We start from the raw sequence: 26924 nt of genomic DNA, 5'->3' as shown, positions 1-26924 counted from the left end.
GCCATCTTGGATGGCTCTTTATTCAAGATGGTTTTATAAAGGGAGAAAAAATGAATAGTTATTATTATAGATTAACAAAATATAGAAAAACAAAGTTCATAGTGTTATGTATATTGGCAATTGTAATTATTGATATCTTTATTCTGATGGGGAATTTTTCATCAACACTGTATTCATCAGAATCGTTAGCACCCCATTTAGCCACTTTTTTAGCGGGAAGTTCATTAGGCCATATGATGCAAATAATCCTAATATGGTTTTTGCCCATTTTTCTATTAATTATGTGTGCTGATAGTTATATCCAAGACTACAGAACAGGCTACCGATATATCGTAGCGACTAAAAAAGGGCGATTCTCTTATTATAAGACCATGTTATTCGGAAATATGTCATTTTCCTTTTTAGTCATTGTTTGTTGCTTGTTATTCAACATGTTTATTACATACTTGGTGTTTATGAATGGTGAATTTGACCAGGGTTTGTCACCAGACCTGTTCCCTGAAAATCCTTTATATATCCTTGTTAATTCAATGCCTACTATTAGTAATGTCATTTATATAATCATTTTTGGTTTTTTCACTAGTTTATGCGCAGGGATGGCTACCGTCCTTAGTTGGTGTTTTACTGATATGAAGTATACGTATCCATTAAGCTTTGTTATTTGGTTCTCGCAAATTTTGGGATTACATCATTCATTAGCATTGATTATCCAACCTTTTAACGAAGTGAACTTAGAAGATTTCATTTTCATTTTCTTTAAATCTACAATCCTTTTTTTAGCGATAATCACGATTGGGTTCATTTATAAGGTGAAAAGTGATGAAGTCTAATCAAAAAAAAGTATATTTATCCATGCTGTTTTTACTTTTATTTGGATGTTTATGGATGATCTATAATATTCATTATCTAAAAATAAAGCAAGCGGACCCATCGTATCCATTAATCATTGATGTAAGTGGAAGTGTAGATGGCTATCTCTCAATTAAAAATTTGCTGGTGACTTATATTATTCCCTTATTATTATTTTATCGTTTTTTTATTGAAGATGAGCATCCACAAACAATTGTTAGATTAAAATCAAGAATGCATTTATACCGGAGAAGGACAATCCAAGTTTTTAAAAGTTCATTTATATATTCATTTTGCATTTTAACGATTAATTTTGCAGGTGTTTTCATATTCGATAGATTTCATTTTCTCTCCTCGAATTATTGGAACATATGCCTTCTTAATCTAGCTCTGTTAACATGTATTTATTTCTCGGCTGGAATGCTTTATTACTTCATTTTTGATTTTTCCAATTCAATCATAGCGATGGCAGGGACCTTTTGTATATGTTTTCTCTTATATTTGTTGAATAGTTATCTGAATGTTCCTTGGACACCAGCCAGTGCATTAAATATTATAGATCCTTTTCTAAGCAGCGGAATATCAGGGCATCAGTCATTGATCATGATTGGAAAAGAATTATTGCTATCTATTGTAATGATATTAATTGGGCAATTTGCCATCGAGAAAAAAGATTTCATTATTGAGGTATCAAATGACTAAACGAATCTTCTTAACCATGTTGTTGGTAATCAGTTTGCAAATTTTTTTATTTAATCATTTTGATGGCTCTAAAGCCGATCTTACAGGATTTCTGATCGTTAGCGGAGTTCCGATTAATAATGAATTTGTTTTATTGGGAACATGGTATATGTTCTTTTCCGGATTGAGTTTTTTATCATTAGGATATTTGCGGCAGTATATTTCCGGTTATGGGGTATACCTGATGATCAGGGAAAAAAGCAGGGTGAAACTTGGCATTAGCAGAATCATTAAGTTAATGATCCTTATATCAGGATTATCTTTGATCCAAGTTCTTGCCTCTATCATATTCGCTTATCTAACTAATGAGGATCATGCCTTTTTTTATCATGATCTTCAATCATTTATTTGTATTACAGGTCTATATATTATGACCAATTTTGTCCTTATTTTTATTCAAATGGCACTCGAGCTTTACCTAACGGAACAAGTATCTTTATTGGTGATAAATGTTTATGTGCTTTTTTCAGTTACTTTAGGGGGAGTTATTTTATCAGTACAAAAGCTGACGTGGATATTATATTTTTTAATTCCCAATTTCGGAATGTATGTAAGGGTGGATTTACCTGAATCAGCTGGATTATCGCCGGTCATTGCTTATATGATTTTAACCGTAATATCAATCATTATATGTGCTATATCATATACACGATTAAAGAAAATGGATTTAACCTAATTGAGGTGCACAATGACAAAAATACGAATTAGCTCTTTAAATAAACAGATGAAGAAAAAGTCTCTCTTACATGATATTAATTATGAGTTTAGCGGCGGAAAAATATATGGTTTATATGGAAGGAATGGCTCAGGTAAAACAATGCTGCTTAGAGCGATTGCAGGATTAATCATGCCGAGCTCCGGAGAAATTTCGATAGATGAAAAAATACTTCATAAGGATATCTCATTTCCTTCTAATATTAGTGTCATTATTGAAAACACTTCCCTGCTGCACCAGTACGATGCCTATACAAATCTAAAAATATTATCAAAAATCAGGAAAATCGCCACTGATGGGGATATTACATTGGCTATAAAAAAAGTCGGTCTTGATCCCGATTCAAAAATGAAGGTAGGAAAGTTTTCGTTAGGAATGAAACAACGTTTAAGTGTCGCCCAAGCTATATTTGAAAAACCGGATATTTTATTATTGGATGAACCAACAAATGCAATCGATGAAGAAGGTGTACTTCAAGTTTATCAAATCTTGAAAGAAGAAAAGGAGCGCGGCGCACTCATCATTTTGACAAGCCATCATAAACAGGATTTAGAAGCATTAGCAGATGAATATATAAAGATGGATAATGGAGGAATCGTACTTGACTCTAAATAAAAGAATGGCAGCGTTAAGCTTACTAGTATTAGTAGGCGGATTCCTTATATATAAATTGTACTTTGCTTCTTCATCCGATAGTGAAGATGCCAGAAATGCTGAAAATAATACTGCTTCCTATAAGGTGTTACAATCACAAAAAATCATTGTCGGTAAAGATATCGATCCAGGCTATTATGATATTAAAGCCCTCGATAATGAAGCGGAATTTTTTGGTGACAAAATGCATAAAAATGATATTTTTCATGCGGTGCCTTTTCATATGAATGGTAATATCTCGCTTAAAGGGAAAATTGAATTCAGGCCATCTACATTTAAAAATGCAGCGAAAATTGGTCAAAAAATCATCCTTAAAGATCCTGGTCATTATGTGGTAGGTACAGAAATACAAGCAGGGAATTATGTACTATCAAGGACAAATGACAAAATCCGAGTGTTTGTCGATATAAAGGATGAAACGGAAACCGAAAGTTTGCAAACGATTCAATTGGAAATCGACGAAAAAGTGAAAAAACCAATCGAAATCGAACTGAAAAAAGGCTATAACGTGTATATCGATAAAGCAGGAAAAGATGGATATATATCAAATAAGGGTGATCTGATCTTGGAGAGAAATAATGAGGATACTGAGTAATTTAAGGAAATTAATATTTATTTACTCCCGAAATGATAAGGAATCAAGCGCAAAAGCGGATTCCTTATTTCAAATGTATATACCGAGGGCGGGATTTTCGAGGGTCCATATATCCGCCGGTTATTTGATGTCCGAGAGAGCTCGCAATGACTACTGCTGCAAAGAGGAGGATGATTTTCTTCAAATTAATGATCTTCTTTCGGTTTTATTATTTTTAAAGATTACACCCAAATACCTCTTCCTTCAACCCCTTTTTTAAATCTAGAAAATTTACTTCCATCCTATAACTTGGACTTACTCATCTCAAATGAGCAAAATCGGTCATCCAATGGTTTTTTCATCATCAACCATTAGATGACAAACCTTTTTTGACTCTTCAAATGCCTCATTTACTTTCTCGAATTCATAGAGTTTAACGTTCAACTTTTGCAATAGTATCGTGTTAAAACAAACTTGCCCCTGCATTTGTCAGCTCATTTAGTAAATTCACTTCTTAGAAGGTAGACCACATCGTATTCCTTCAACTCGTCCATATGGCTATCACTATCGTCATGAAAATCAGTGGAAAGTGAATGTATGCCTTCCTGATTGCTTGAATAACAAATGCTCGCCAATACTGGCTTGTTATCTTTCTTTATAACGATTTTATCTGGACTGCCCGATACGCTGGCATCCTTCTTTTCGATTTTTTCAGGATAAGTAAACGTATCCGTACCATCATCGTTTTGAATGCTGACGTTGAACATCGATCGTTTTTGATCATCATCCGTTTTCGATGTCGTAAAGATGATTGTCCCATTCTTTTCAATCCCCGTTGTCATGCGTCCCATTTCAGGTTCGACAAGTTTGCCAAATTCATATTTTTCGACCCAGACGGACATCTCCTTGTATGTATCATCAACACTGAAATCGATAAGAAAGGAATGTTCACTTGAATTCTCGAGGATGGCTTTCTCCCTTGCTGTCAGCTCTGGAACTGAAAGGTTATTCTCGGATTTTTGATCATCGGCCTTACAAGCAACTAAAGAAAAGGAGAGCAGGGATAGGATGATGGATAAATAGATCTTTTTCATGATTTTCACCCCTTGAATACTAATAACCTAATTAAATCCAATTCTTATATATTATAACATTATAATGAAAAACGGAATCGGAACGCGGCAAAAAAGGCAAGCGATCGGTATGCTTGCCTTTTTTCGCATTTAGAAAGGTTGGGAAAGAGCCTTATTGGCAACATCGACGTCATTTTGAAGCAATTGGTTCAAATCGTAAGCAGGATAGAGGTTTCTTTCATAAAGGTAGTTGAATATCTTGGCATGGGTATCGATGGCTCCATTTAAATGTTTCTTAAATACCTTTCGAAGGGAAGGGGTGGCTGTTTCCGTAATCGCCATTGCGTAATTTTTGATCGATGATTTGGCAAAGCCCAGCAATTCCCCGGCAGCGGCGGCCGATGCGTCATCCCTTGATACATCGTCGTCCCTGCCCGTTTTAGGCGTCAACGGGTAAAATTGCAGCAGCTCCATGATGTTTTGGGTAAGGGTGTCGATCGTTTGCTTATATATCGTTTTTAGAATGGGGTCTTTTATTTTTGGATAGGCTTTTTTAAATTTCATAAGGGCATTGGACTGGGCGGCGACCAACTCATGAAGCTCGAGTGTTTCATGCCAAGCAAGATGTGAATGGGTGGGTTGCATGTAAATTCCTCCTGAACGAATAATCTTGATACATTATTCGTTCAGTGGGCTATAGGTAAGTTGTCTAGTGAAATATTTATGGGAAGATCTGTCCCATCTTCAATTTCCATTAACAGTTTTGAAGGCCATGTTTTATTGATATTGTTCGAGAACAGAGAAGAACTTTTTGGCAAATTGGTAAAATAGTTTTTCTGATGGAGCCAAGTCCCTGTTTTTAGGAGTGATGATGCCGACCGTCCGTTTGACTTCGGGTGTATCGATCGGGATCTTGACAGTGAGTCTTGGAATGACTTCATAAAAGGTACTGTCAGGGAGCAGACTGACTCCGATTCCGGCAGAAACGAGCCCTTTTATGGAATCCATGTCTTCACCTTCCGAGGCGATGTTCGGTGTGAAACCGGCTGCTTTGCACGCTTCGAGAGCGATAGTGTGAAAGATATATCCTTTTGGAAACAAGACGAAGGGATCATTTCTTAAATCACTTAGGCGCACACTCTTCCTATCGGCCAATGGGTGAGTGATTGGCAGTAAGGCGGATATGTTTTCCGTGAATAGGATATGACCCTCGATATCTGGATCGTTTGTCGGGATCGGTCCAAGGAAGGCTAATCCGATTTCGCGATTTTTGACAGCTTCCTTTAAAGAGGAATAAGATCCCTGTCTTAAGTGGAAGCCGATATTCGGCTGCTCATCTTTAAAAGCGGAAATGACGGTAGGCAGTAAATGGGTGGAGAGGCTGGTCGGGAACCCGATTTTAATGCTTCCGTGTTCAGGGTCCAAAAACTCCTCAATTTGATATTTGGCATATTCAATCGCCTGTATCGCCGTTTTGGCATGAATCAAGAAAATTTTACCAATTGGGGTTAACTGGATATTCCGGCCGACTTTCTCGAATAAAAGTACGCCAAGCTCATCTTCCAGTCTGGAGATTTGCCGGCTGATTGCTGATTGTGCGATATGCAGGTGTTCTGCGGCTTCTGAGACATGTTCCCTCTCGGCGACTTCAACAAAATAACGTAATTGTCGTAGTTCCATTTATTCATCCTCCTGCCATTCATCTCAAATTGAGATGGATTCTACTAGAATTATATATTGTTTATATCGATTTGAAAACCTAGAATAAATGTAAGTGACATAACGGTGTAAGAATACGATGGGGGCGATTAATATGACATACAATCAAATACCAAAAGCACAAGGGCTCTACCATCCTGAATTTGAACATGATGCATGTGGGATCGGTTTATACGCTCATTTAAAAGGGCTTGCTACACATGACATCGTCAAACAAGGACTGAATATGCTGTGCCAATTAGATCATCGCGGCGGACAAGGCAGCGATCCCCTTACAGGAGATGGCGCAGGATTAATGGTACAGATTCCTGATGAATATTTCAGGCTGGCATGCCCGGAAATGAATTTGCCGGCAAAAGGACGCTATGGTGTAGGCATGCTCTTTTTCTCTAACGATGATGATGAACGGAATAAAATCGAAGCTCGTTTGAATGCATTTATCGAACAAGAGGGCCAAACGTTATTAGGCTGGAGAACGGTTCCTGTTGATGCAACGAAAATCGGGGAGGTCGGCAAGGAGACATGTCCGACGATCCGCCAAGTATTCATCGGGGCAAGCGTAGAGATGACCGATGATTTAGCTTTTGAGCGTAAATTGTTCGTTATCAGAAAACAAGCTGAAAACTGGGCCCGGGAACGCGGCAATCGTTTTTATTTTGCCAGCCTTTCAAGTGCTACGATCGTATACAAAGGATTGTTGACGCCAGAGCAGGTGGATGCTTTTTATCTTGATCTCCAACAGGAGTCTTTCGTTTCCGCTTTCGCTTTAGTGCATTCCCGCTTCAGTACGAATACTTTTCCTAGCTGGGAACGGGCACATCCAAACCGTTACCTGATCCATAATGGTGAAATCAATACGCTTAGAGGTAATGTGAATTGGATGAAAGCGCGTGAGCAGCAGTTTGTTTCGGAAGCATTCGGGGATGACCTGCAAAAGGTCCTGCCTATTCTGGATATAGACGGCAGTGATTCCTCGATTCTTGATAATGCACTTGAATTCTTCGTGCTTGCCGGGCGTAAACCGGCACATGCGGCGATGATGCTCATTCCTGAACCGTGGACGGAAAATCCGCATATGACGAAGGAAAAGAAAGCATTTTACGAATATCATAGCATGCTCATGGAGCCATGGGATGGACCGACGGCCATATCCTTTACGAATGGCAAGCAAATCGGTGCCATCCTTGATCGAAATGGTTTAAGGCCGGCAAGGTATTATGTAACAAAAGATGATTACATCATTTTCTCCTCTGAAGTCGGCGTGATCGATGTGGAGCCGGAGAATGTATTATATAAAGATCGTTTAAGCCCAGGCAGAATGCTTTTAATAGATTTAGAGGAAGGCCGTATTGTTTCCGATGAAGAGATCAAGTCGGAAATGGCACAGGAAAATCCATACCAGCAATGGCTGGACGAACAGCTTGTTCAATTAAGTGACGAAGAACCTGTCCTCGAAGGGGAGCCTTTGAGTGATTTATTATTCAGGCAAAAAGCGTTCGGATACACGTATGAAGATGTCCAAAAGTATTTACTGCCGGTCATTAACGAAGGCAAAGATCCACTGGGCAGCATGGGCAATGACATTCCGTTAGCGGTCTTATCAGATCGCCCGCAATCGCTTTTCAACTATTTCAAACAATCTTTTGCACAGGTAACCAACCCGCCGATCGATTCGCTGCGTGAACAGATCGTCACGTCAACGATGACATTTCTCGGTGCGGAAGGAGATTTGCTGAAGCCGGATGAAACGAACAGCCGCCGCATTCAATTGGATTCACCTGTTTTGACGCCAGGTCAAATGCAGCAGTTGAAAGAAAATGCCTATCCTGAATTCAGGAGCAAAGTCATTCACACTTTATTTTCAGAAGATTTAGAGAGTGAACTCGATCGCATCTGCCGTGAAGCGGAACAAGCGATCGCTGATGGTGTCAGCCTTTTGATATTATCTGACAAGGATATGAGCAAAGAAAAAGCTGCGATTCCTTCCCTGCTGGCTTCGAGCGCCCTTCATCAAGAGCTGATCCGCCATGGTAACCGTACGAAGGTGAGCATTATCGTTGAATCGGGGGAAGCAAGGGAAGTCCATCATTATGCATCCCTAATCGGGTATGGCGTGGATGCGATTTACCCATATCTTGCTTATGAAACATATAAGCAGGCGGTATTGGAAGGCAGTTTGGCCACCAGCTACGAAGAAACGGTAAGGAAATATGTAAGCTCTGTGACAGAAGGCATCGTAAAAGTGATGTCGAAAATGGGGATTTCAACGATTCAAAGTTATCGCGGCGCACAAATTTTCGAAGCGGTCGGAATCGGTGCTGATGTGATCGAACGCTATTTCAGCGGTACGGCATCGCAGCTTAGTGGGATCGATTTGGTAACGATCGCAGATGAAGCGTTGATTCGCCATAGGAAAGCTGCAGCCGATTCCCTTGATGAAACACTTGAAAGCGGAAGTGACTTTCAATGGAGAAAAACAGGGGAACATCATGCTTTCAATCCTAAAACGATCCATACATTGCAATGGGCGTGCCGGAAAGGCGATTATAATTTATTTAAGCAATATTCAAACTTGGCGAATGAAGAGAGACTCGGGTTTTTACGGAATTTATTCTCGTTCGATCAAAAACGCCAAAGCATTTCAATAGATGAAGTGGAATCCGTGGAATCCATCGTCAGCCGATTCAAAACGGGTGCGATGTCATTCGGTTCATTGAGTCAGGAAGCACATGAAACATTAGCGATCGCGATGAACCGTATAGGCGGAAAAAGCAATAGCGGTGAAGGCGGGGAGCACCCTAGCCGTTACCAACTGGATGAAAACGGCGATAATCGCCGCAGCGGCATTAAACAAATTGCGTCCGGCCGTTTTGGAGTGAAAAGCCATTACCTTGTTAATGCCGATGAACTTCAAATCAAAATGGCGCAAGGTGCTAAGCCGGGTGAAGGCGGCCAGCTGCCCGGAAACAAAGTATATCCTTGGGTTGCAGAGGTCCGCGGTTCCACACCGGGTGTCGGCCTGATTTCACCGCCTCCGCATCACGATATTTATTCGATTGAAGATTTGGCACAGCTGATCCATGATTTGAAAAATGCGAACCGTGATGCCAGGATCAGCGTCAAGCTTGTGTCAAAAGCAGGTGTAGGCACGATCGCAGCCGGCGTGGCCAAAGGAGCCGCAGATGTCATCGTTATCAGCGGGTATGATGGCGGTACGGGTGCATCACCAAAAACGAGTATCAAACATACTGGTCTTCCTTGGGAGCTGGGTCTTGCCGAAGCACACCAAACACTGATGCTGAATGGCTTGCGCAGCCGTGTTGTCCTTGAAACGGATGGGAAGTTAATGACGGGACGCGATGTGGTCATGGCAGCTATCCTTGGAGCGGAAGAATTCGGCTTTGCTACAGCACCGCTTGTGGTCCTAGGCTGTGTCATGATGCGTGCTTGCCATTTGGATACATGTCCTGTCGGGGTAGCTACCCAAAACCCTGAACTTCGCAGCAAATTCACTGGAGATGCGGATCATGTCGTGAATTTCATGCGCTTCATCGCTGAGGAAGTCCGGGAAACGATGGCTGAGCTTGGCTTTAGAACACTTGAAGAGATGGTAGGCCGCACTGATGTTTTACAAGTGAGCGAGCGGGCGCAAAACCATTGGAAAGCGAAGCATCTGGACTTGACGACACTTCTTTTCCAACCGGAGGGGATTCGTACGTATCAACTTCCTCAAAACCATAAAATAGAAGAATCTTTGGATATCCGTGAGATTTTACCTGTTGTGGAGCCTGCTTTAAATGACCAAACCCAGGTGGATGTCAGCTTCCCGATTACCAACGTGAACCGTGTGGTCGGAACGATTGTCGGCAGTGAAGTATCCAAACGCTACGGTGAGGAAGGGTTGCCTGAAGATACGATCACACTTCGTTTTACAGGATCGGCGGGCCAGAGCTTTGGTGCGTTCATTCCAAAAGGGATGTCGATGTATTTGACTGGTGATGTGAATGACTATGTTGGGAAAGGCTTATCTGGCGGGAAGATCATTGTCACGGCACCTTCTGGCAATCAGATCGAGGCCGGGGACAATGTAATTGCCGGAAATATCGCCTTATATGGTGCAACAAGCGGCGAGGCCTACATTAATGGCCGTGCGGGAGAACGATTTGCCGTACGGAACAGTGGAGTCAATGTCGTCGTTGAAGGGATAGGAGACCATGGCTGTGAGTATATGACAGGCGGACGCGTGGTCATTCTGGGTGACGTCGGCAAAAACTTTGCGGCAGGCATGTCAGGCGGCATCGCTTATGTACTTGCTGATGATGCAGAAGAATTCAAGGCATTATGCAATGGTGAAATGATAGAATTCGAAACGCTTGATGATATGGGTGATGCCAACGAGGTAAAAGAAATGCTTTACAGCCACCTTCATTATACAGAAAGTGCCAAAGCATCGTATGTACTGGAGAACTGGGAGGATTTCGCCAAGAAATTCGTAAAAGTCATTCCGAAAGATTACAAACGGATGATCAAAAGCATCAATGAGCAGAAGCGTGCAGGGCTAACGGATGAAGAAGCGATCATGAGTGCATTCCAAGCAAATGCCGTTCAAGATAAAAAAATCACTAAACAAGCTGTGATGCAGTAAGAAAGGGGAGAGAAAGATGGGAAAAGCAACAGGATTTATGGATTATCCGCGAGAAAAACCAAAAGACCGGAATCCTCTCACTCGTTTAAACGACTGGAGAGAGTATACAGCTCCTTTCTCTGATGAAAAGTTAAGTACACAGGGAGCGCGGTGTATGGACTGCGCCACCCCTTTCTGCCATATGGGCATGGAATTGAACCGAGTCACTACGGGCTGTCCGATTCATAATCTTATTCCGGAGTGGAATGATTTGGTGTACCGCGGCAGATGGAAAGAAGCATTGGACCGTTTATCGAAAACGAATAATTTCCCTGAATTCACCGGGCGCGTCTGCCCGGCCCCATGTGAAGGGTCTTGTACGGTAGCGATAAGCGATCCTGCCGTTACCATCAAGAACATAGAACGGACCATCATCGATAAAGGATTTGAAAATGGCTGGATAACGCCTCGCATCCCTGAAAGCAGGACCGGCAAGAAAATTGCCATCATCGGTTCAGGCCCGGCAGGATTGGCGAGTGCCGACCTGTTGAATCAAGCAGGTCATTCGGTCACGGTTTATGAGCGCTCAGACCGTGCAGGCGGGCTGTTGACATACGGAATCCCGAACATGAAACTTGAAAAGGATATCGTTGCACGCCGAATCAAATTATTGACCCAGGAAGGCATCGATTTCATTACCAATACAGAAGTAGGCAAAGATATAACAGCCGAAGAACTGAAAGATCAGTATGATGCAGTCATCCTTTGCACAGGTGCCCAAAAGCAGCGTGACCTGGTAATTGAAGGACGCGGGGCATCAGGCATTCACCTTGCAATGGATTACTTGACTACATCGACTAAAAGCCTGCTGGATTCCAATTTTGAAGACGGCAAGTTTATAGACACGAAGGGGAAGGACGTCATCGTAATCGGCGGCGGGGATACAGGAGCTGACTGTGTCGCAACTGCCCTTCGCCAGGGATGTAAGAGCGTCGTACAATTCGGGAAGCATCCGATCCTTCCGACAGCCCGTACATCTGATAATATGTGGCCAGCCTACCCGAATGTCTTTTCCCTTGATTATGCGTATGAAGAAGCGGAAGCGAAATTTGGTGCAGATCCGCGTCAATATTCAATCCAAACAAAAAAAATCGTCGCCGATGAAAATGGCAACGTTAAAGAACTGCACACAATCTCCATGGAAAAAATCAAAGGCGATGACGGAATGTACATTTTCAGGGAAGTTCCTGGAACTGAAAAAGTATGGCCTGCACAATTCGTTTTCATCGCAATCGGATTTGAAGGAACGGAAATGCCGCTCTTAACTCAATTTGGCGTAGAAACAGTCAATCAAAAAATTGATGCCGTCTATGGCGAATACAGAACGAATGTCGAAGGGGTTTTCGCTGCCGGAGATGCAAGAAGAGGGCAAAGCCTCATCGTTTGGGCAATCAATGAAGGCCGAGAAGTGGCAAGAGAAGTGGACCGCTACTTGATGGGCGCAACCGTATTGCCTTAATTTCAAAAAAGAAGTGCCATTATGGCGCTTCTTTTTTTTTTCTGTGGTGGGAAATATGTGCCCGAGAGTATATGCCCCGAATTCTCGAGTAAAACGCCGAACTCACGAGTAAAATGCAGAAACTCACGAGTAAATGTACAAAACTCACGAGTAAAGCTCATAACTAACAATATTCCGGCTTAAATATACAAGGAATTCACAACAAGTGGTCGGTAATCATTAAAATGCAACGGAAAAAACACGCTTAGGGGAATTCCTATGCGTGTAAGTGTATTATTTCAAACTAGATGGCAAGTATTGTTCACAGATGATGATATCATCGTCTTTTAGAACATAAGGATGTGTTTCCAGCAGGATGGTTTTCAGGTAGTCTGGCATCCTCTCACCTTTGTACGCACAAATTAATGGAAATGACAGCACATTTACAGCTTTGTCTACTGTTCTCTCAAACTCCTCTATGATATGCAGGGGCTCTTCCAAGGTTGCCCATTCCACATGTGCCCATGATCGGAAAGAGATTTTATTTTCGACATAGGGATGTACCGTTTTATTAAAGTATTCTTCGATTGCAGGAGGATGATAACTGCCGCTTGAGCAATAGAAATCGAAGTTGTTCACAAAGTGAAGGAGCTCCATTTGATCTTTCGTTAACCGAGTGCTTAGTTCTTTATGAATAAGGGGGTAAATACGGTCATTTTCAACAAGAATGACGTAATCTCCCGCCATGATGCCATCTTGGATATAACTTAAAACTTGTTTAATGTAATTTTCCATTTCATTATAGGAATACAGCACATGAATATTTTTTTGGTCTTCGAACAACTGATTCATTTTGCTTTTCAATATATCAATCCTTCTTTCATGTATCGCTTCCATTATACTAGAATTCGATAGGCAGGAAAAAATGAGAATTTTTAACAAGGACAAAAAGCAATCCTTCTCCATTGAAGGATTGCTTTTCCGTTTTATTTCAGCCGTTCGATCAGGTCGGTCATTTTATCCAAAGTGGTTATGTTCTGGTTGCATTTCATGCTGTCCAGACAAATATAATTCCCTTTTTTAATGAATGTCCCTTGGACGGTTCCTTTTGTTTCAGACATGAACATCCCTACTTCTTCAAAGCGGCTGCATATGGCACAGATCCCTTTTTTGTTGGCAGGTTTAATGGTTCCATGCAATCCGGTGAGTTTATGATGATGGGGGGCAATGATGAATTTCTTTCCGGATCCGACATCATCCCATCCCAGGTATGAAATCTCTCTCAAATCGATGTTTTCCAACAAAGGGGTCTTTAATTTCTTTGCTTTAGGAAATAGTTTTTTTATCGTTTTTTCGGTTACTTCTTTAAATGGGATCACAAATGGCTTCACCTGTAAGAGAAAGGCTTCGGCTTGTGCGGGATCTTTGATGGTATCCACTGGGTCCAGCAGTTGTTTTTGCTCTTCGCTCAAGTCACTGAATAAGCTTAGTACCCTTTCTTTGGCGACTGTTTTCAGGGTGTTGATCACATCCTTATCGTTGGCAGTCGCGTGTCCATTTATGAGAATTTGTGTTTGGGATTTTATGAAGTTATACTGCTCGCTCCTGATAAAAGGTTCCATTTTCTTCACTCCTGTTTCTGCAAGTGTACCGTTTCTCTTTACTTTACATAAATTGCATCTGCTTTAAAAGGGGGAAAACGATTAAGAAACATACTCGGCATACAAATAGCACTGATATCATTATCAGTGCTACCCGTGTAAACCTATTTAGAATAAACGATTTTCTTGATGGTTTCCGCGGAGAGAAAATGTTCCTCGGCTAATTGATGGATGGAATGCCCGTCTTTGAATGCGTATTTTATAGAGGCATTTCGGTCATCGATCAATTCCCGTGATCCCGAACGGGTTCCCCATTTGTGATGGGCTTTTTCGGGTTTAGGGATATATATGGTTTCACCTTGCACATACTTTTGAATTTCAACGATCAGCTTTTCAGGTAAAACGGCCGTCGCTTTTACATACTTCATTTCTGCCAGCCCCTTATTCTTTATTAAGAATGAAATAAGGTGCAAAGCCGAATATTAGAAATGATAAGGCGGGCGATTAAATTTAGCTTAATTCAACCCCATGCAAAGTATCGCCTCCAATACTAGGCTTTGCATGAGACGCTGCAGAAGGTGGCATTAACATTCGTATTGCCATCTTTACACCTCCCCTTTGTGTTTCTGAAGAACACGTGTTGTTTTTATTATAAAATAGATTAGGGTGTGTTGCCAAACTTTTTCCAATGTAAAAGCTGAATCGGCGGGCTGATTGTTTGATAATGTTCTGAGTCCATGAAATAATTTGGGGGGAAACCAAACTAACCATTATGGGAGCTGACTTTATGAAAGTATTCGTAGTTGGGGCAAATGGGCAGATCGGTAAACATCTTGTAGATTTATTAAAAGACAGCCCGGATCATAGTGTACGGGCGATGGTTCGCAAAGAAGAACAAAGTGAGCATTTAAAGAAAAATGGAATTGAATCCGCAGTCGTCAGTTTAACTGGATCAGTGGATGAGATTGCGAATGCGGCAAAAGGCTGCGATGCCATCGTATTCACAGCAGGGTCCGGAGGTAGCACCGGTGCTGATCAAACGCTGTTGATTGATCTGGATGGTGCAGTCAAAACGATTGAAGCGGCAGAAAACCTGGGAATCGACCGATTCATCATGGTAAGTGCTTTTCAGGCCAATAATCGTGAAAACTGGAATGAAGCCATCAAACCGTATTATGTGGCCAAGCACTATGCGGATAGGGCATTGTTACAAAGCGATTTAAATTATACGATCATTCGGCCCGGCGGTCTGGTTAATGAACCGGGAACGGGCAAAGTGACCGCCGCCGAGGAATTGGAAAGAGGCTCGATTGCCCGTGAAGATGTGGCTCGAACGATTCTTGCTTCATTGACCGATGAAAATACCTATAAGCGTTCATTTGATTTAATCTCCGGCGATACTGCAATCGCGGAAGCCTTGAGGGAAATTTAACGTAAAACAGGGGCAGAGCCACTCAGGGGGAGTGGACTCTGCTTATTTAATTCCTTCGATATGCTTGATGACCTTCGCTGGGTTTCCACCGACAACAACGCCTTCAGGAACATCCTTTGTTACGACGGCCCCTGAGGCGACGACGGAATGACTCCCTATTGTAACGCCAGGATTGATGATGGCCCTTCCGCCAATCCATACATGATCACCTATCGTAACCGGTTTTCCGTATTCCACTCCAGAACTGCGTTCAAAGGGATCCAGCGGATGTGTAGCTGTATAGATATGCACTCCGGGAGCCAACATGCAGTCCCTGCCAATTTTCACTTCACAAACATCCAAAATGACACAATCAAAATTAGCATAAAAGTTTTCCCCGACAGAAATATTGTATCCATAGTCACAACGGAGGGTGGGTTCAATATATACATTTAGTCCAGTGGAACCTAAAAGCCGTTTCAGCAATGCAGTCCGTTCATCTCCTTCGCTTTCCGTTGTCTGATTGTATAACCGGGTCAACCTTCTGGCATTTTCCCTATCTCTGATTAATTCCGGATCAGCGGCGATGTAAGGTTTCCCGCTCACCATCTTTTCTTTTTCAGTATTCATGTGTGCGCCTCCTGTTTCTTTTTTTATATAGTTTGGAAAAAAATATCTGAATATTAAAACATTTTTCCCGCAAAATAAATTGCAGTACTTTTTACTCAAATTTTCTGTTGAATCTAAATACCTCTCTAGTTTTCTTAAAAAGAAGTAAGAAAAGAAAGATTTTTCCGAATAATGAATGAAATAGCTTTGACAAACGTTCCGCCGGATTTTATAGTAAGAAGAGTTATGGATGATTCATAGTTTCTGAAGGTCCATTTTAACAGATAAGTAGAATGGTTCGAAGTTATGTCATTTTTTTCGGAAATTGTGGACAACTTTTTCCTTCGTTAAGATAATCACAAAACAATGGGGGGCTCTATATGTCACAGAAAGCACCGCTGTCTTTTGTCATTGTAACAGGATTAATGCTTTTTGCTTTATTTTTTGGTGCAGGAAACTTAATTTTCCCTGCCATGCTCGGTCAATCCGCGGGGACCAATTTATGGTCGGCCAGTTTAGGGTTCATCATTACTGGTGTTGGACTGCCATTCATTACAATATTGGCCTTTGGTTTTTCAGGCAAAAATGATGTTCAATCGCTTGCAAGCAGGGCACACCCGTTATTCGGGATCATTTTCACAGTCGTTCTTTATTTATCTTTGGGACCGCTGTTCGCGCTTCCCAGAACGGGGAGTGTATCCTACGAAATAGGGATTAAACCTTTCCTATCTAATGATGTCGGTTTTTTACCATTGCTGATATTCACGATCATATACTTTGGGATTGCCTGTTTATTATCCATCAATCCATCAAAAATGCTCGATATCGTCGGAAAAATATTAACACCTTTATTATTGATTTTCATCGGGATCCTCATTGTGGTCGCAATTATTAATCCAATGGGTGAAATCCAACCGCCAGTGGCAGATTATTCAGATAATTCTTTCTTCAAGGGATTTAAAGAAGGATATTTGACCATGGATACGCTGGCCGGATTTGCATTTGGGATCATCGTCATCAATGCGATCAAAGATAGAGGGATAACATCAAGAAAAGAAGTGTTGGGCTTCTGTCTGAAAGCCGGCTTAATAGCTGCCACCTTGTTGGTGATCGTTTATGCGTCTATAACTTATGTAGGTGCAACAAGTGTGGAAAAACTCGGTCAACTGGGTAATGGCGGGGACGTTTTGGCTCAAGCCTCGAACCACTTTTTCGGATCGGCTGGTGCCGTGTTGTTAGGGTTGATTGTGATCGCTGCTTGCCTGACTACAAGCATAGGTTTGATAACGGCTTGTGCTACGTATTTCAATAAAATACTGCCTGCCGTATCGTATAAATCATGTGTCGTCATCTTCTCCGTTTTCAGTGCGGCAGTTGCCAATGTAGGTTTGACCAAGCTGATTTCCATTACAGTGCCTGTGTTAACGGCGCTTTATCCCGTGGCGATCGTTTTGATTGTTCTTACTTTCTTCCATTCCTTATTCAAAGGGAAATCGGAGGTATATTTAGGAAGCTTATTGTTAACGGCCATCATCAGCATAATGGATGGATTAGTGGCATCAGGCATTAAATTGGATGCCGTTTCGGACCTTTTCACTCAATACCTTCCACTATATAGTGTTGGGGTGGGCTGGGTGATTCCCGCCATCATCGGCGGTGTATTGGGCTATATGGTATACCTATTGAAAGGTGATCCCAAGGAAGCCTATTAAGGGATATCAGAATGAATCCCTAATAACGTTGATTTCCACTCCAGGCACTCGCTTTCCGCGGGCGGTCCGGGAGCCTCCTCGGCGCTCTTTGCGCCTGTGGGGTCTCCCGGACCGCGCTTTTCCGCAGGAGTCTCGTACCTTCCGTTCCAATCAACTGGATTGTCTTTAAAGAAAAAACTGTAGTCGGTTTCATCTTTAAGCTTGATTAAGACAGGGTTACACTTTCGGTTTTTTATTGTTTTTATGAACTCTTATTGGATTGAAGAAATTGGCATCGGAGTAAGGGAGCGGATTTCAGAATGAAAAACTGCAGGGGAAACTCGCTTTATTCCGAGTTTGTCTACAGTCGGGGAGCTGTCTTGATGACAGCTCCTTTTCTTAGTGTTTGTTTTTAATGGGAAAGAGCCTTAAAATGTTCAGAAAGGGGTGTAGGAACATAATGATCAATCGATTACCAACAGAAATAGCAAATATATTACAAACAAGCAAAAAGAATCCTGCTCAATTTGAGGAATTGATCAGGAGCGGCGGATATCTGCCTCCCGAGATGGAGTTGATGGTGGATGCCATCACGGCCTTGAGCATGGGGAAGAATATCCTTTTGAAGGGTCCGACAGGGGCTGGAAAGACAAAGTTTGCCGAGACTTTATCGAACTTATTCAATCAGCCGATGTTCAGCGTCAACTGCTCAGTCGACTTGGATGCAGAAAGCTTATTGGGCTTCAAGACGCTGGCTTACAAAGAGGAAAAACAAGTGATAGAATTCGTACCTGGACCAGTGACCAATTCGATGATTCACGGTCACTTCTTATATATAGATGAAATCAACATGGCAAAACCGGAAACTCTGCCGCTTATCAATGGTGTGCTTGATTACAGAAGGACGATAACGAATCCGTTCACGAATGAAGTGATAACGGCAAAAGAAGGCTTTAATGTGATTGCTGCAATCAACGAAGGGTATGTTGGGACAGTACCGCTGAATGAAGCGCTAAAAAATAGGTTTGTCGTCATTGAAGTTCCTTATATCGAAGGGGAGCAGTTAAAGCAATTGATAGAAACCAATACAAAGCTGAAGGATCCAAGAAGTATTGATTTGTTCGTTAAACTGTCGAGTGATTTGATAAATGCCGTGAATCAAGGGAAGGTGGCTGAAGATGCGGCGTCGATCAGGGCTTTGCTTGATGCTTGCGATCTGAGTGTGTTGATCCCGCCGAAACGGGCGATTCTTCGTTCCATTGTGGATAAGTTGGACGAGGAAAGGGAGCGTGAGTTCGTGAAGAACTTGGCTGACACATTATTCTAACTAGGAGAATGCCTCATGAAGTATATCCGGTTCAATGATTCAATAATAGATACGGCACTTTTTTTACAGCTTCAGGATCTCTCGACTGTTTTATCCGGCATTCCTGAGCTGGAATTCGAATACAATTATGGCTCCTTCATTGATCTGATCGAGAATAAGGTCACTGCCAGCCACTTTTGGGAAAATGGCAATAAGGAAGTGAAGGAAGCAGGGCTGAAAACGGACGTGCTTCTTAGAACGATAGGCACGCTGCATCATACAACAATCCAGAGCATGAAGGAGTACCAGGACAGCATCGGGGAAAGTTCGCTTCCGAAGTTTGCAGCCCAATTATTCGCTTTGCTGGAAGATTTGCGATTGGAAGAATTGGTGAAGAAAGAAAGACCAGGCACGAAGAAATGGTTTTCGGTAAGGGGGGCTTACCTTAAACAATATTTCGAAAGCCAATTGGCGACGAATGTCACCAGAAGTTTTGCACTGGATGAATTATATTGCCTCATATATTTACTGCTTCAATCTGACAGGCCGGATCCGATTTTTCCGAGAGCTAATGAAAGGCAGCTGGAAGAACTGGAGAAACTCAAACCGTTCATCCATGCGGTCTTTGATGCCACTAAAACCAGTGATATCACGAGAATTTGTGAGCAAATCGTTTTCCGTGTGAACGATGGGTACGAAGATACTATGAATGAATATTTCATTTTCCCCATTGCAAGTGTGGAAAAGTATAAAGCAAATACCTTATTTGATGAACTGACTAGAAATGATGAACTGTTGAACGATGATACAGATGATGCAGACGAAGAAAAAAGTGAGTTCATTGATGAAAAATTCTCGACTTGGCATCGGGAGAACAAGAACAGCGAAAGTAATTCGACGTTTCTCCAATTTGAGTTGGAGCAGGGAACGAAAACAAGCCTGATGGGCGGAGGTGCCCGGGAAGCAGAAGATGCCGACCAAGCACTGGCTTCGATCCAGGGTTCATCAGGGGAAAGTCAACAAAAGGAATACAATCAGCAAGAAACGCTGGAGAAGAAACAAACCAATATGGGCAAAAGCGGTGAACATCCATTTGGTGAAGAAAATAAAGACGTCGTTCAGGTAATCAAAGAAGCCAAAGTACCAACACTTACGGAAGAGAAACGCTACCGAGAGTTTGTTGCGGATATCGAACCGTTCAAGAGGAAACTCTCCAGTACCATTGAAAAGACGCTGGAAAATAAAAAGAACGCACCAAGAAAAGATTTGGTTTTTGGCCGTTTATCAAAGAAATTACTGCCGCTTGTATTTGAAGAAAATCCAAGGGTCTTTTATAAAAAGAACCAGGATTCTAATGAAATGGATGCCGTATTCACATTGCTTATCGATTGCTCGGCTTCCATGCATAACAAAATGGATGAAACGAAACGGGGGGTCGTCCTGTTTCATGAAGTGCTGAAGAAATTAAGGATCCCCCACTCGATCGTGGGTTTCTGGGAAGATGCCAATGAAGTGAGGGAAGGATATCAGCCGAACTACTTCCATGTGATCCAGTCCCATTCCGATTCTCTTTATCTAAACTCAGGAGCTAAAATCATGCAGCTTGAGCCAGAGGAAGACAACCGCGACGGATACAGTATCAGGGTTGCCACAATGGAATTGGAGAAAAGGCGCGAAAAAAACCGTTTCTTGCTCGTATTTTCCGATGGTGAGCCGGCGGCAAGCGATTATGATCAAAATGGCATTGTCGATACACACCTTGCTGTTTCGGAAGCCAGGAAAAAGGGCATCGAAGTCATCGGCCTGTTTTTAGCGGATGGAGGTATCGATGAGAGTGAAGAGATGACGATGAAAAACATCTATGGCAAAGAACGCCTGATGATTCCGAGTGTAGCTGAATTGCCAGAGCAATTTACACCGCTGTTAAAAAAATTGCTGCTGAAATCCATTTAAGAAATATATAGATAAAAACACAGTAGGATTCAAGTTTTGGATCTTACTGTTTTTTTTGGCTTTGTCAACTATTGGTGGAAACTTAAAATGAACTCCGAATGGGATTTCTTTTGTCGTGATTGGGGTAAACCATAGATGAGGAAGTGATCATTTTGATGAATGTACTTTTTATGCTGCTTTATTTTATAATCATTGTTCTTGTAATTGAAATATCGGTAACCTTGATGAAATTGACTGGATTAAAAAGCACAGTGGCAAGATTTCAGGTTATTTCCATGCTGACGGGCACTGGTTTTACAACTGACGAGTCAAAATCCATTATCGATCATCCCATTCGAAGGAAAATAAGCATGTTCTTAATTTTATTTGGTGCATTCTCGCTTGCTGTCATCATTTCATCGATCAGTACATTGCTTACAGATGATCTGCGTTTGATGGAGTTAAGCATCATTATTGGAATCCTGCTGGTTTTAACCGTTTTGGTGAAGGTTCCATTCCTGAATAATAGATTATCGAATAAGATGAAAAGTGAAATGTACAATCATTATGAATTATGGGAACACCCGATAGAAGAGGTCTTATTTTTAGAAGATGAAGACGTGGTCATGGAAATCGATATTTATGAGGACTCGGAGTTCATCGATGTCAAAGCCTTTGATGTCATTTCACATGGAGCCGACATCAATATTTTATTTATTGAAAGCGGAGAGGTGAAAATCAGAAAAGAGCTATACGAGTATAAAATCAAATTAGGGGATAATCTCTTTTTATATGGAAATAAAAAAGAGATAGAAGAAACATTCTCAAAAGAAATCGAAGAGATGAAGAAGAAAAGTGCATCAGACTGAAAAGATCCCAGCCTATATTATGGCTGGGATCTTTTGAAGATTGTCTTCATTAGTGTTTTTTATTCGGTAATTTCTGAGCGGGATTCCCATTACCTTGACGGCGCATATTGCCTTCTTCCTTTTTTTGCTGCTCTTGAATGCTTTCAACAAACTCCTTTGAACTTTTCATGGAATGTACCTCCTCCGTTATTTTCTTTTTTACTATAACCAGAAGAGGTGGAATTCATGAGTATGGGAGATAAAGGGCGACTCTAGGCAGATGGTAAAGGGAGAAAGGTGGTAAAATATGGACTGGAAGGATGTTTATTAAATCCTATCATGAAAAGAAAGAAGGGAAATGAGTGGAAAATCGGTTGGATGGAAAAGTTGCCTTGGTTACAGGTTCATCAAGAGGTATTGGTCGTGCTATAGCGGAACAGCTTGCTGATTTGGGTGCAAAAGTGGTGATCAACTATTCAGGCAGTTCTCAAAAGGCATATGAAGCGGTTGAAGGTATAAAGAAGAACGGCGGGGATGCGGTAGCTATCCAAGCAGATATTAGCCAAGTTTCCCAAATTATAAATCTCTTCGAAGAAACGCTCCAAGCGTTCGGGAAAATCAATATTTTAGTGAACAATGCGGGACTGATGATAAATAAACCACTTTCCGAAGCAACGGAAGAAGACTTTGATAAACAGTTTGCAGTGAACGCCAAGGGGACATTCTTTGCTTGCCAACAAGCTTTGAAAAATATGGAGACGGAAGGCAGGATCGTCAATATTTCAACCTCCGTAATAGGCCAGATGTTTCCTTCGTATAGTATGTATGCCGGTACAAAAGGGGCAGTTGAACAGTTCACAAGACATTTGGCAAAAGAGTTCGGCCCAAAAGGGATTACGATCAATGCAATTGCTCCAGGACCGGTTAACACAGAGCTGTTTAATGTAGGGAAATCGGAGCAGCAAATCGAAGGGATGAAAAAAATGAATGCCTTCGGACGTTTAGGTGAAACGGATGATATTGCCAATGTAGTTTCGTTTTTAGTAAGTGAACAAGCGCAGTGGGTTACGGGTCAGACGATTAGGGTCAATGGCGGATTCATTTAATTTAATTGCTTGTAATTCAACTAAAGCAACGTAATAATCCAACGTTGCTTTAGTATTTTGTAATATCTTTAATTTGAATTTAACCATTCCAGTGAATTGTTTGAGCGATGATCAAGAAAGCGCCCGATAAGATGAACCAGATAAAAAACAAGGGCAGGTAAAAGCGAACCCATTTTTGCCAGGCGACTCCTGCTAAGGCAAGGGTGGCCATGAAATAGCCAGATGTTGGATATAATATATTACCGATCCCGTCTGCCAGCTGAAAAGCTAACACGGCTGTTTGTCTTGTAACACCGATGATGTCGGCCAATGGAGCCATGATGGGCATGGTAACTAAGGCCTGACCGCTGCCGGAGGGAATTAAAAGACTACATAACATTTGTACAATGAACATGCCAAGAGCGCTAAATACAGCGGGGAAGTCGCCGACAAGATTACCTAGACTATGAACGATCGTGTCCATCACTTGACCATCCTCCATAACAACAGCGACAGCTCTTGCAACACCCACAATCATGGCACCAACCAAAACTTCTCGAAATCCGTCATTAAATCCTTCGCAAATTTCCGATAAGTTTAACCCGGCAACTAAACCGACAACGATTCCCATTATAATGAAGAGACCTGCCATTTCCAACATAAACCAACCTTTTGCTAAAACGCCATATACGAGTAGGAACAAGAAACCGACCGTTAAAATTAATGCAATTTTCTGTTTCTTATTCACCTTATATATTTCAGATCCAGGCTTATTTAAGTATAGCGTCCGTTTGGCTTGATCCTCATCAAATACAAAACTACACTTTGGATTATTTTTAACCTTTTTAGCATACCGCATAATGTAAGCCATCCCTGCAGTAACAAAAATGATAAAAGCGATAATCCTTAGCTCGATACCGGAATATAGGGGAAGACCTGCGATTTTTTGACCTAGCCCGGTGTTAATGGGGTTAAGAAAGCCTGTCATGAACCCAGCGGTAGTTGCGACTAAAGCTACAGATACGGCAACCATGGAATCAAATCCTAAGGCAATCATTAGGGGGAGGATGACAGGTACATACACTAAACTTAATTCCTGTGTTCCAATCAAACTGCAAATAATAGCAAATACTACTGTGAGGATAGGAATTAACATCATGCTTTTTGTAGAAAATCGCCTTGCTAATCTATCCACTCCTATTTCAATAAGTCCTGTTTTCCGTAGTACTGAAAATATTCCTCCGATGATGAATGTGAAAAAAACGATCTCCCCTGCAGCTACCAAGCCTTTTGGTATAGCTGTCATGAAGTCTACTGGAGTAATAGGTGTTTGTTCAACGAGTCGATAGGAATTTGGATCAATCGTCAATCGATCCTCAGGACCTGGAATTCGCTCATAAACACCAGCAGGAACGAAATAAGTTGCGAGTGCTGCAAGGAAGATAAATACGAATAATATGACATAAATATGAGGCATATTAACCTTCTTTTTTTTGAATTTAGTCACTTCATCGATACTGAGAATTTTTTTCGAATCATTTTCTAATGCCATTATTTTTCCCCCTTCATCTTTAGTTTATTAGCATGCTTGTGCAGATGTTATGTTAAGTGACATCTTATGTATCTATTTATTACATATTAATTTAATGATTATGGATTGTCATTGTTCATATTCACTAAAAATAATTTGATAAATTAGATAATATGAATAATTCGAAAATATTAGGAGATGGAAAATAATTTGTTGAACAGAAATACAAATTAGATAAAAGGGCTAATTTAGGGATGTTTTTTTATAGGGGAATACTATTTAAATATCGCTATCTAATGTTAGAATACATTACATTAGAATATTTTGAATATTGACAAAAATAGGGGCGATATCTATAATAATCAATAATAATATCCATGAATAAACGTTTATTGGGGTTTTGCCTATGGAACGGACAATGACCGTCCGGGATTTATGTGCGTTGCATACTCAGTTATTGGACAGTGATATTCAAATTCTTGAAAACCTATCAACGAATTTACCGTTGATAGCCGATTTGAATAAAGCGAATGTGTTTATTGATTGTCCGGTGCGTGAAGGGAAGCATGCCATTGTCGTTGCAGAGGCATGCGGACATTCCGTGAAATCGGTTTACGATCATCCGGTTGTCGGGAAATTTGCTTATGAGGCATTCGAACCGGCCGTATTTTATGTATTGCGCACAGGAAAGGACATGTTCGTGAATCGGGCATTGACTCAAGAGGGAGCGATTGTCCAGCAAAGTGTCGTTCCAATCAAGGGGGAATGCAATCGGGTCATCGCCGTTTTGATCATGGAAAAGGTGATTCATGAAGAACCTGTATCTTTCAATCAGTTTGATAGGCAAGATCAACAAAATTCCTTAGTTCCTGAATTTATCGAAGAGTCCATTTTCCTGATTAATAACCAAAACCGACTTGTTTATACGAATCCTGCTGCCATTAATTTAGTATCGGAAATATGTTTGACGGAATGTGTTTTAGGTGAATCGATTTTCGATTACTTTCCTGGCTTTGCGGATGTTCTTGCTTCAAAAGAGGACATTTTGATGAAGGAAATGAACATTGGTAAAAAGATTATCCAACTAAAGAAGTTCCATTTGGGCAACAAGAATTCCAATGAAACGTTCATCATCATCCGGGACCTGACTGAACTGCGGGATAAAGAGAGGGAGCTGATCAGCAAGTCAGTAGCGATTCGTGAAATTCATCATAGGGTGAAGAATAATTTGCAGACAGTGGCCAGTTTGCTTCGGCTGCAAATGAGGTTAGGAGCCCCTGAAGAAAGCAAGCCCCATTTATTGGTCAGTTTGAACCGGGTTTTAAGCATATCGTCGGTTTATGAAATCATTTTGGCAAGCAGTCAGGTCGATCATGTGGATCTGCTGGAGCTTATTAGAAAAATAGGCGATATGATCGTTCATACGGAGGGGCAAGCCCGACAATGCCTAAGAATTGAATATAGTGGTGAGCTTCATCATTCGATTGATTCCGACATTGGCATTTCGGTCGCGCTGGTGGTGAATGAGCTCATTCATAATTGTGTGAAACATGCTTTCAAGGAAGGGACGGAAGGGAACATAACCGTATGCTTGCAAAAGGATGGCCCTGAATTGGAACTTCAAGTAAGAGATGATGGCATCGGATATTCACCTGCAGTGAAACCTTCTTTGGGGCTGGATATCATCCGCATGACGGTGGAAAATGATTTGGATGGGGAGTTTTCGGTTCAGCGGATTAAAGAAGGTACCCTGGCTTCTGTAAGATTTCCATACAAGAGGTAGGTGGGAGAAGTGGTCAAGAGGATTTTGGTCGTGGAGGATGAATCGATTGTTCTGCTTGATATAACGATCATGCTCAAGGATGCAGGCTTCGATGTGGTTGGACATGCCCGTAATGGGGAGAAGGCGATTGAATTGGCACATGCACTGCAGCCGGATCTCGTTTTGATGGATATCAAAATGCCGAAAATGAATGGGCTTAAGGCTAGCGATGTGATATCCAATACCTTTCAGATTCCTGTCCTGCTTTTAACTGCATTCAGCCAGCGTGAATATATCGACGAGGCGAAGCGAGCGAACATCGTCGGATATCTTGTAAAGCCAATTACGGAGGCCAATCTGATTCCGGCAGTGGAGATAGCTTTGCTGCAAGCAGCCAATACAAAGAAGTATCAGGAACGAAATGCTCAATTGGATGAAACGCTCACAAATCGCAAAGTCATTGAAAAGGCAAAAGGAATCATCATGAAAAGGAAGAATGTTACCGAAGAAATCGCTTACAATAAGCTGAGAAGGCTTAGTATGGATAAGCAGCTTTCCATGGAGACGGTGGCACGTCGAATCATTGCAAATGATCAAAAACAAGTAAATAGATGAAGCAATGGCGCTTTGATGGACCAAATTGGTTGTAGGCAGGCATTTCTGCCGAAAAACCTAAGTTTGGGCTATAAGAGGCGTCTTTT

Annotated in this window: 24 protein-coding genes; 15 read left to right on the top strand and 9 right to left on the bottom strand. The window is 41.5% G+C overall.

Annotation, left to right across the window (positions count from 1 at the left end):
- The first annotated feature begins 50 nt into the window (after positions 1-50).
- From MHB45_RS21335 to MHB45_RS21315, 5 genes are read left to right on the top strand one after another with little or no spacing between them, the layout of a single operon-like run.
- Positions 51-830, top strand: coding sequence for a hypothetical protein (locus tag MHB45_RS21335; protein WP_072273691.1), 780 nt, complete (start codon positions 51-53; stop codon positions 828-830).
- A complete protein-coding gene (locus MHB45_RS21330) occupies positions 820-1551 on the top strand; it encodes a WxPxxD family membrane protein (protein WP_048686299.1) in 732 nt (243 codons plus the stop codon). Before MHB45_RS21335 ends, MHB45_RS21330 begins: the two co-directional genes overlap by 11 nt.
- On the top strand, positions 1544-2266 hold the full coding sequence (locus MHB45_RS21325; RefSeq protein ID WP_048686297.1) for a DUF2705 family protein: 723 nt from the start codon (positions 1544-1546) through the stop codon (positions 2264-2266). Before MHB45_RS21330 ends, MHB45_RS21325 begins: the two co-directional genes overlap by 8 nt.
- 12 nt (positions 2267-2278) lie before the next feature.
- On the top strand, positions 2279-2920 hold the full coding sequence (locus MHB45_RS21320; RefSeq protein ID WP_072273689.1) for an ATP-binding cassette domain-containing protein: 642 nt from the start codon (positions 2279-2281) through the stop codon (positions 2918-2920).
- A complete protein-coding gene (locus tag MHB45_RS21315) occupies positions 2907-3554 on the top strand; it encodes a hypothetical protein (protein WP_048686293.1) in 648 nt (215 codons plus the stop codon). Before MHB45_RS21320 ends, MHB45_RS21315 begins: the two co-directional genes overlap by 14 nt.
- 473 nt (positions 3555-4027) lie before the next feature.
- Here MHB45_RS21315 and MHB45_RS21310 read toward each other — a convergent pair whose 3' ends face one another.
- The 3 genes from MHB45_RS21310 to MHB45_RS21300 form a co-directional block, all read right to left on the bottom strand.
- The gene (locus MHB45_RS21310) at positions 4028-4627 is read right to left on the bottom strand and encodes a hypothetical protein (protein ID WP_340908094.1); all 600 of its coding nucleotides are present in this window, start codon (positions 4625-4627) and stop codon (positions 4028-4030) included.
- A gap of 129 nt (positions 4628-4756) precedes the next feature.
- Positions 4757-5251, bottom strand: a complete 495-nt coding sequence (locus MHB45_RS21305) for a spore coat protein (RefSeq protein WP_048686288.1) — start codon at positions 5249-5251, stop codon at positions 4757-4759.
- Positions 5252-5383: 132 nt separating this feature from the next.
- On the bottom strand, positions 5384-6286 hold the full coding sequence (locus tag MHB45_RS21300) for a LysR family transcriptional regulator (RefSeq protein WP_048686286.1): 903 nt from the start codon (positions 6284-6286) through the stop codon (positions 5384-5386).
- Between the two features lie 133 nt (positions 6287-6419).
- On the opposite strand from MHB45_RS21300, the gene gltB reads away from it, so the two are divergent.
- Both gltB and gltD read left to right on the top strand, forming a co-directional pair.
- On the top strand, positions 6420-10970 hold the full coding sequence (gene gltB / locus MHB45_RS21295; RefSeq protein WP_340908093.1) for a glutamate synthase large subunit: 4551 nt from the start codon (positions 6420-6422) through the stop codon (positions 10968-10970).
- Between the two features lie 16 nt (positions 10971-10986).
- A complete protein-coding gene (gene gltD, locus MHB45_RS21290) occupies positions 10987-12468 on the top strand; it encodes a glutamate synthase small subunit (protein WP_340908092.1) in 1482 nt (493 codons plus the stop codon).
- A 273-nt stretch (positions 12469-12741) separates the two neighbouring features.
- On the opposite strand, the gene MHB45_RS21285 is transcribed toward gltD, so the two are convergent.
- The 3 genes from MHB45_RS21285 to MHB45_RS21275 all read right to left on the bottom strand — a co-directional run bounded on the left by MHB45_RS21285 (position 12742) and on the right by MHB45_RS21275 (position 14476).
- On the bottom strand, positions 12742-13311 hold the full coding sequence (locus MHB45_RS21285) for an MEDS domain-containing protein (RefSeq protein WP_048686327.1): 570 nt from the start codon (positions 13309-13311) through the stop codon (positions 12742-12744).
- Between the two features lie 122 nt (positions 13312-13433).
- Positions 13434-14069, bottom strand: coding sequence for a FusB/FusC family EF-G-binding protein (locus tag MHB45_RS21280; protein WP_034310600.1), 636 nt, complete (start codon positions 14067-14069; stop codon positions 13434-13436).
- Positions 14070-14212: 143 nt separating this feature from the next.
- Complete coding sequence (locus tag MHB45_RS21275; RefSeq protein WP_034310602.1) at positions 14213-14476, bottom strand: CD3324 family protein; 264 nt, start codon at positions 14474-14476, stop codon at positions 14213-14215.
- Between the two features lie 359 nt (positions 14477-14835).
- Here MHB45_RS21275 and MHB45_RS21270 point away from each other — a divergent pair, with 359 nt between their 5' ends.
- Positions 14836-15480 (top strand): SDR family oxidoreductase, encoded by a 645-nt coding sequence (locus MHB45_RS21270; protein ID WP_048686325.1) that lies wholly within the window; start codon positions 14836-14838, stop codon positions 15478-15480.
- 42 nt (positions 15481-15522) lie between these two features.
- Here the strand turns inward: MHB45_RS21270 and MHB45_RS21265 are convergent, their stop codons facing one another.
- On the bottom strand, positions 15523-16089 hold the full coding sequence (locus MHB45_RS21265) for a maltose acetyltransferase domain-containing protein (protein WP_161922128.1): 567 nt from the start codon (positions 16087-16089) through the stop codon (positions 15523-15525).
- A 359-nt stretch (positions 16090-16448) separates the two neighbouring features.
- Here MHB45_RS21265 and brnQ point away from each other — a divergent pair, with 359 nt between their 5' ends.
- The 4 genes from brnQ (at position 16449) to MHB45_RS21245 (ending at position 21866) form a co-directional block, all read left to right on the top strand.
- The gene (brnQ, locus tag MHB45_RS21260) at positions 16449-17780 is read left to right on the top strand and encodes a branched-chain amino acid transport system II carrier protein (protein ID WP_161922129.1); all 1332 of its coding nucleotides are present in this window, start codon (positions 16449-16451) and stop codon (positions 17778-17780) included.
- Between the two features lie 439 nt (positions 17781-18219).
- Complete coding sequence (locus MHB45_RS21255; RefSeq protein ID WP_082162866.1) at positions 18220-19086, top strand: ATP-binding protein; 867 nt, start codon at positions 18220-18222, stop codon at positions 19084-19086.
- Positions 19087-19101: 15 nt separating this feature from the next.
- On the top strand, positions 19102-21018 hold the full coding sequence (locus tag MHB45_RS21250) for a vWA domain-containing protein (protein ID WP_048686278.1): 1917 nt from the start codon (positions 19102-19104) through the stop codon (positions 21016-21018).
- 155 nt (positions 21019-21173) lie between these two features.
- Positions 21174-21866 (top strand): hypothetical protein, encoded by a 693-nt coding sequence (locus MHB45_RS21245; protein ID WP_048686322.1) that lies wholly within the window; start codon positions 21174-21176, stop codon positions 21864-21866.
- Between the two features lie 49 nt (positions 21867-21915).
- Here the strand turns inward: MHB45_RS21245 and MHB45_RS21240 are convergent, their stop codons facing one another.
- Entirely contained in the window at positions 21916-22035 is a 120-nt protein-coding gene (locus MHB45_RS21240) for a DUF4023 family protein (RefSeq protein ID WP_048686276.1), read from the bottom strand.
- Positions 22036-22207: 172 nt separating this feature from the next.
- Here MHB45_RS21240 and MHB45_RS21235 point away from each other — a divergent pair, with 172 nt between their 5' ends.
- Positions 22208-22951 carry an SDR family oxidoreductase gene (locus tag MHB45_RS21235; RefSeq protein ID WP_048686273.1) on the top strand — a complete coding sequence of 248 codons (744 nt, stop codon included), beginning with the start codon at positions 22208-22210 and terminating at the stop codon, positions 22949-22951.
- A 79-nt stretch (positions 22952-23030) separates the two neighbouring features.
- Here the strand turns inward: MHB45_RS21235 and MHB45_RS21230 are convergent, their stop codons facing one another.
- Positions 23031-24482 carry a YfcC family protein gene (locus MHB45_RS21230; protein WP_072273685.1) on the bottom strand — a complete coding sequence of 484 codons (1452 nt, stop codon included), beginning with the start codon at positions 24480-24482 and terminating at the stop codon, positions 23031-23033.
- 385 nt (positions 24483-24867) lie between these two features.
- On the opposite strand from MHB45_RS21230, the gene MHB45_RS21225 reads away from it, so the two are divergent.
- Both MHB45_RS21225 and MHB45_RS21220 read left to right on the top strand, forming a co-directional pair.
- Positions 24868-26244, top strand: coding sequence for a histidine kinase N-terminal domain-containing protein (locus MHB45_RS21225; protein ID WP_161922130.1), 1377 nt, complete (start codon positions 24868-24870; stop codon positions 26242-26244).
- Between the two features lie 9 nt (positions 26245-26253).
- Positions 26254-26838: an ANTAR domain-containing response regulator gene (locus MHB45_RS21220; RefSeq protein ID WP_048686321.1), complete on the top strand. Its 585-nt coding sequence runs from the start codon at positions 26254-26256 to the stop codon at positions 26836-26838.
- Positions 26839-26924: the final 86 nt, after the last annotated feature.

Origin of the sequence: Peribacillus sp. FSL K6-5616 (genome assembly GCF_038008245.1) — a bacterium.
Classification (GTDB): Bacteria; Bacillota; Bacilli; order Bacillales; family DSM-1321; genus Peribacillus; species Peribacillus frigoritolerans.
This window is presented reverse-complemented; position numbering and strand designations above follow the sequence as displayed.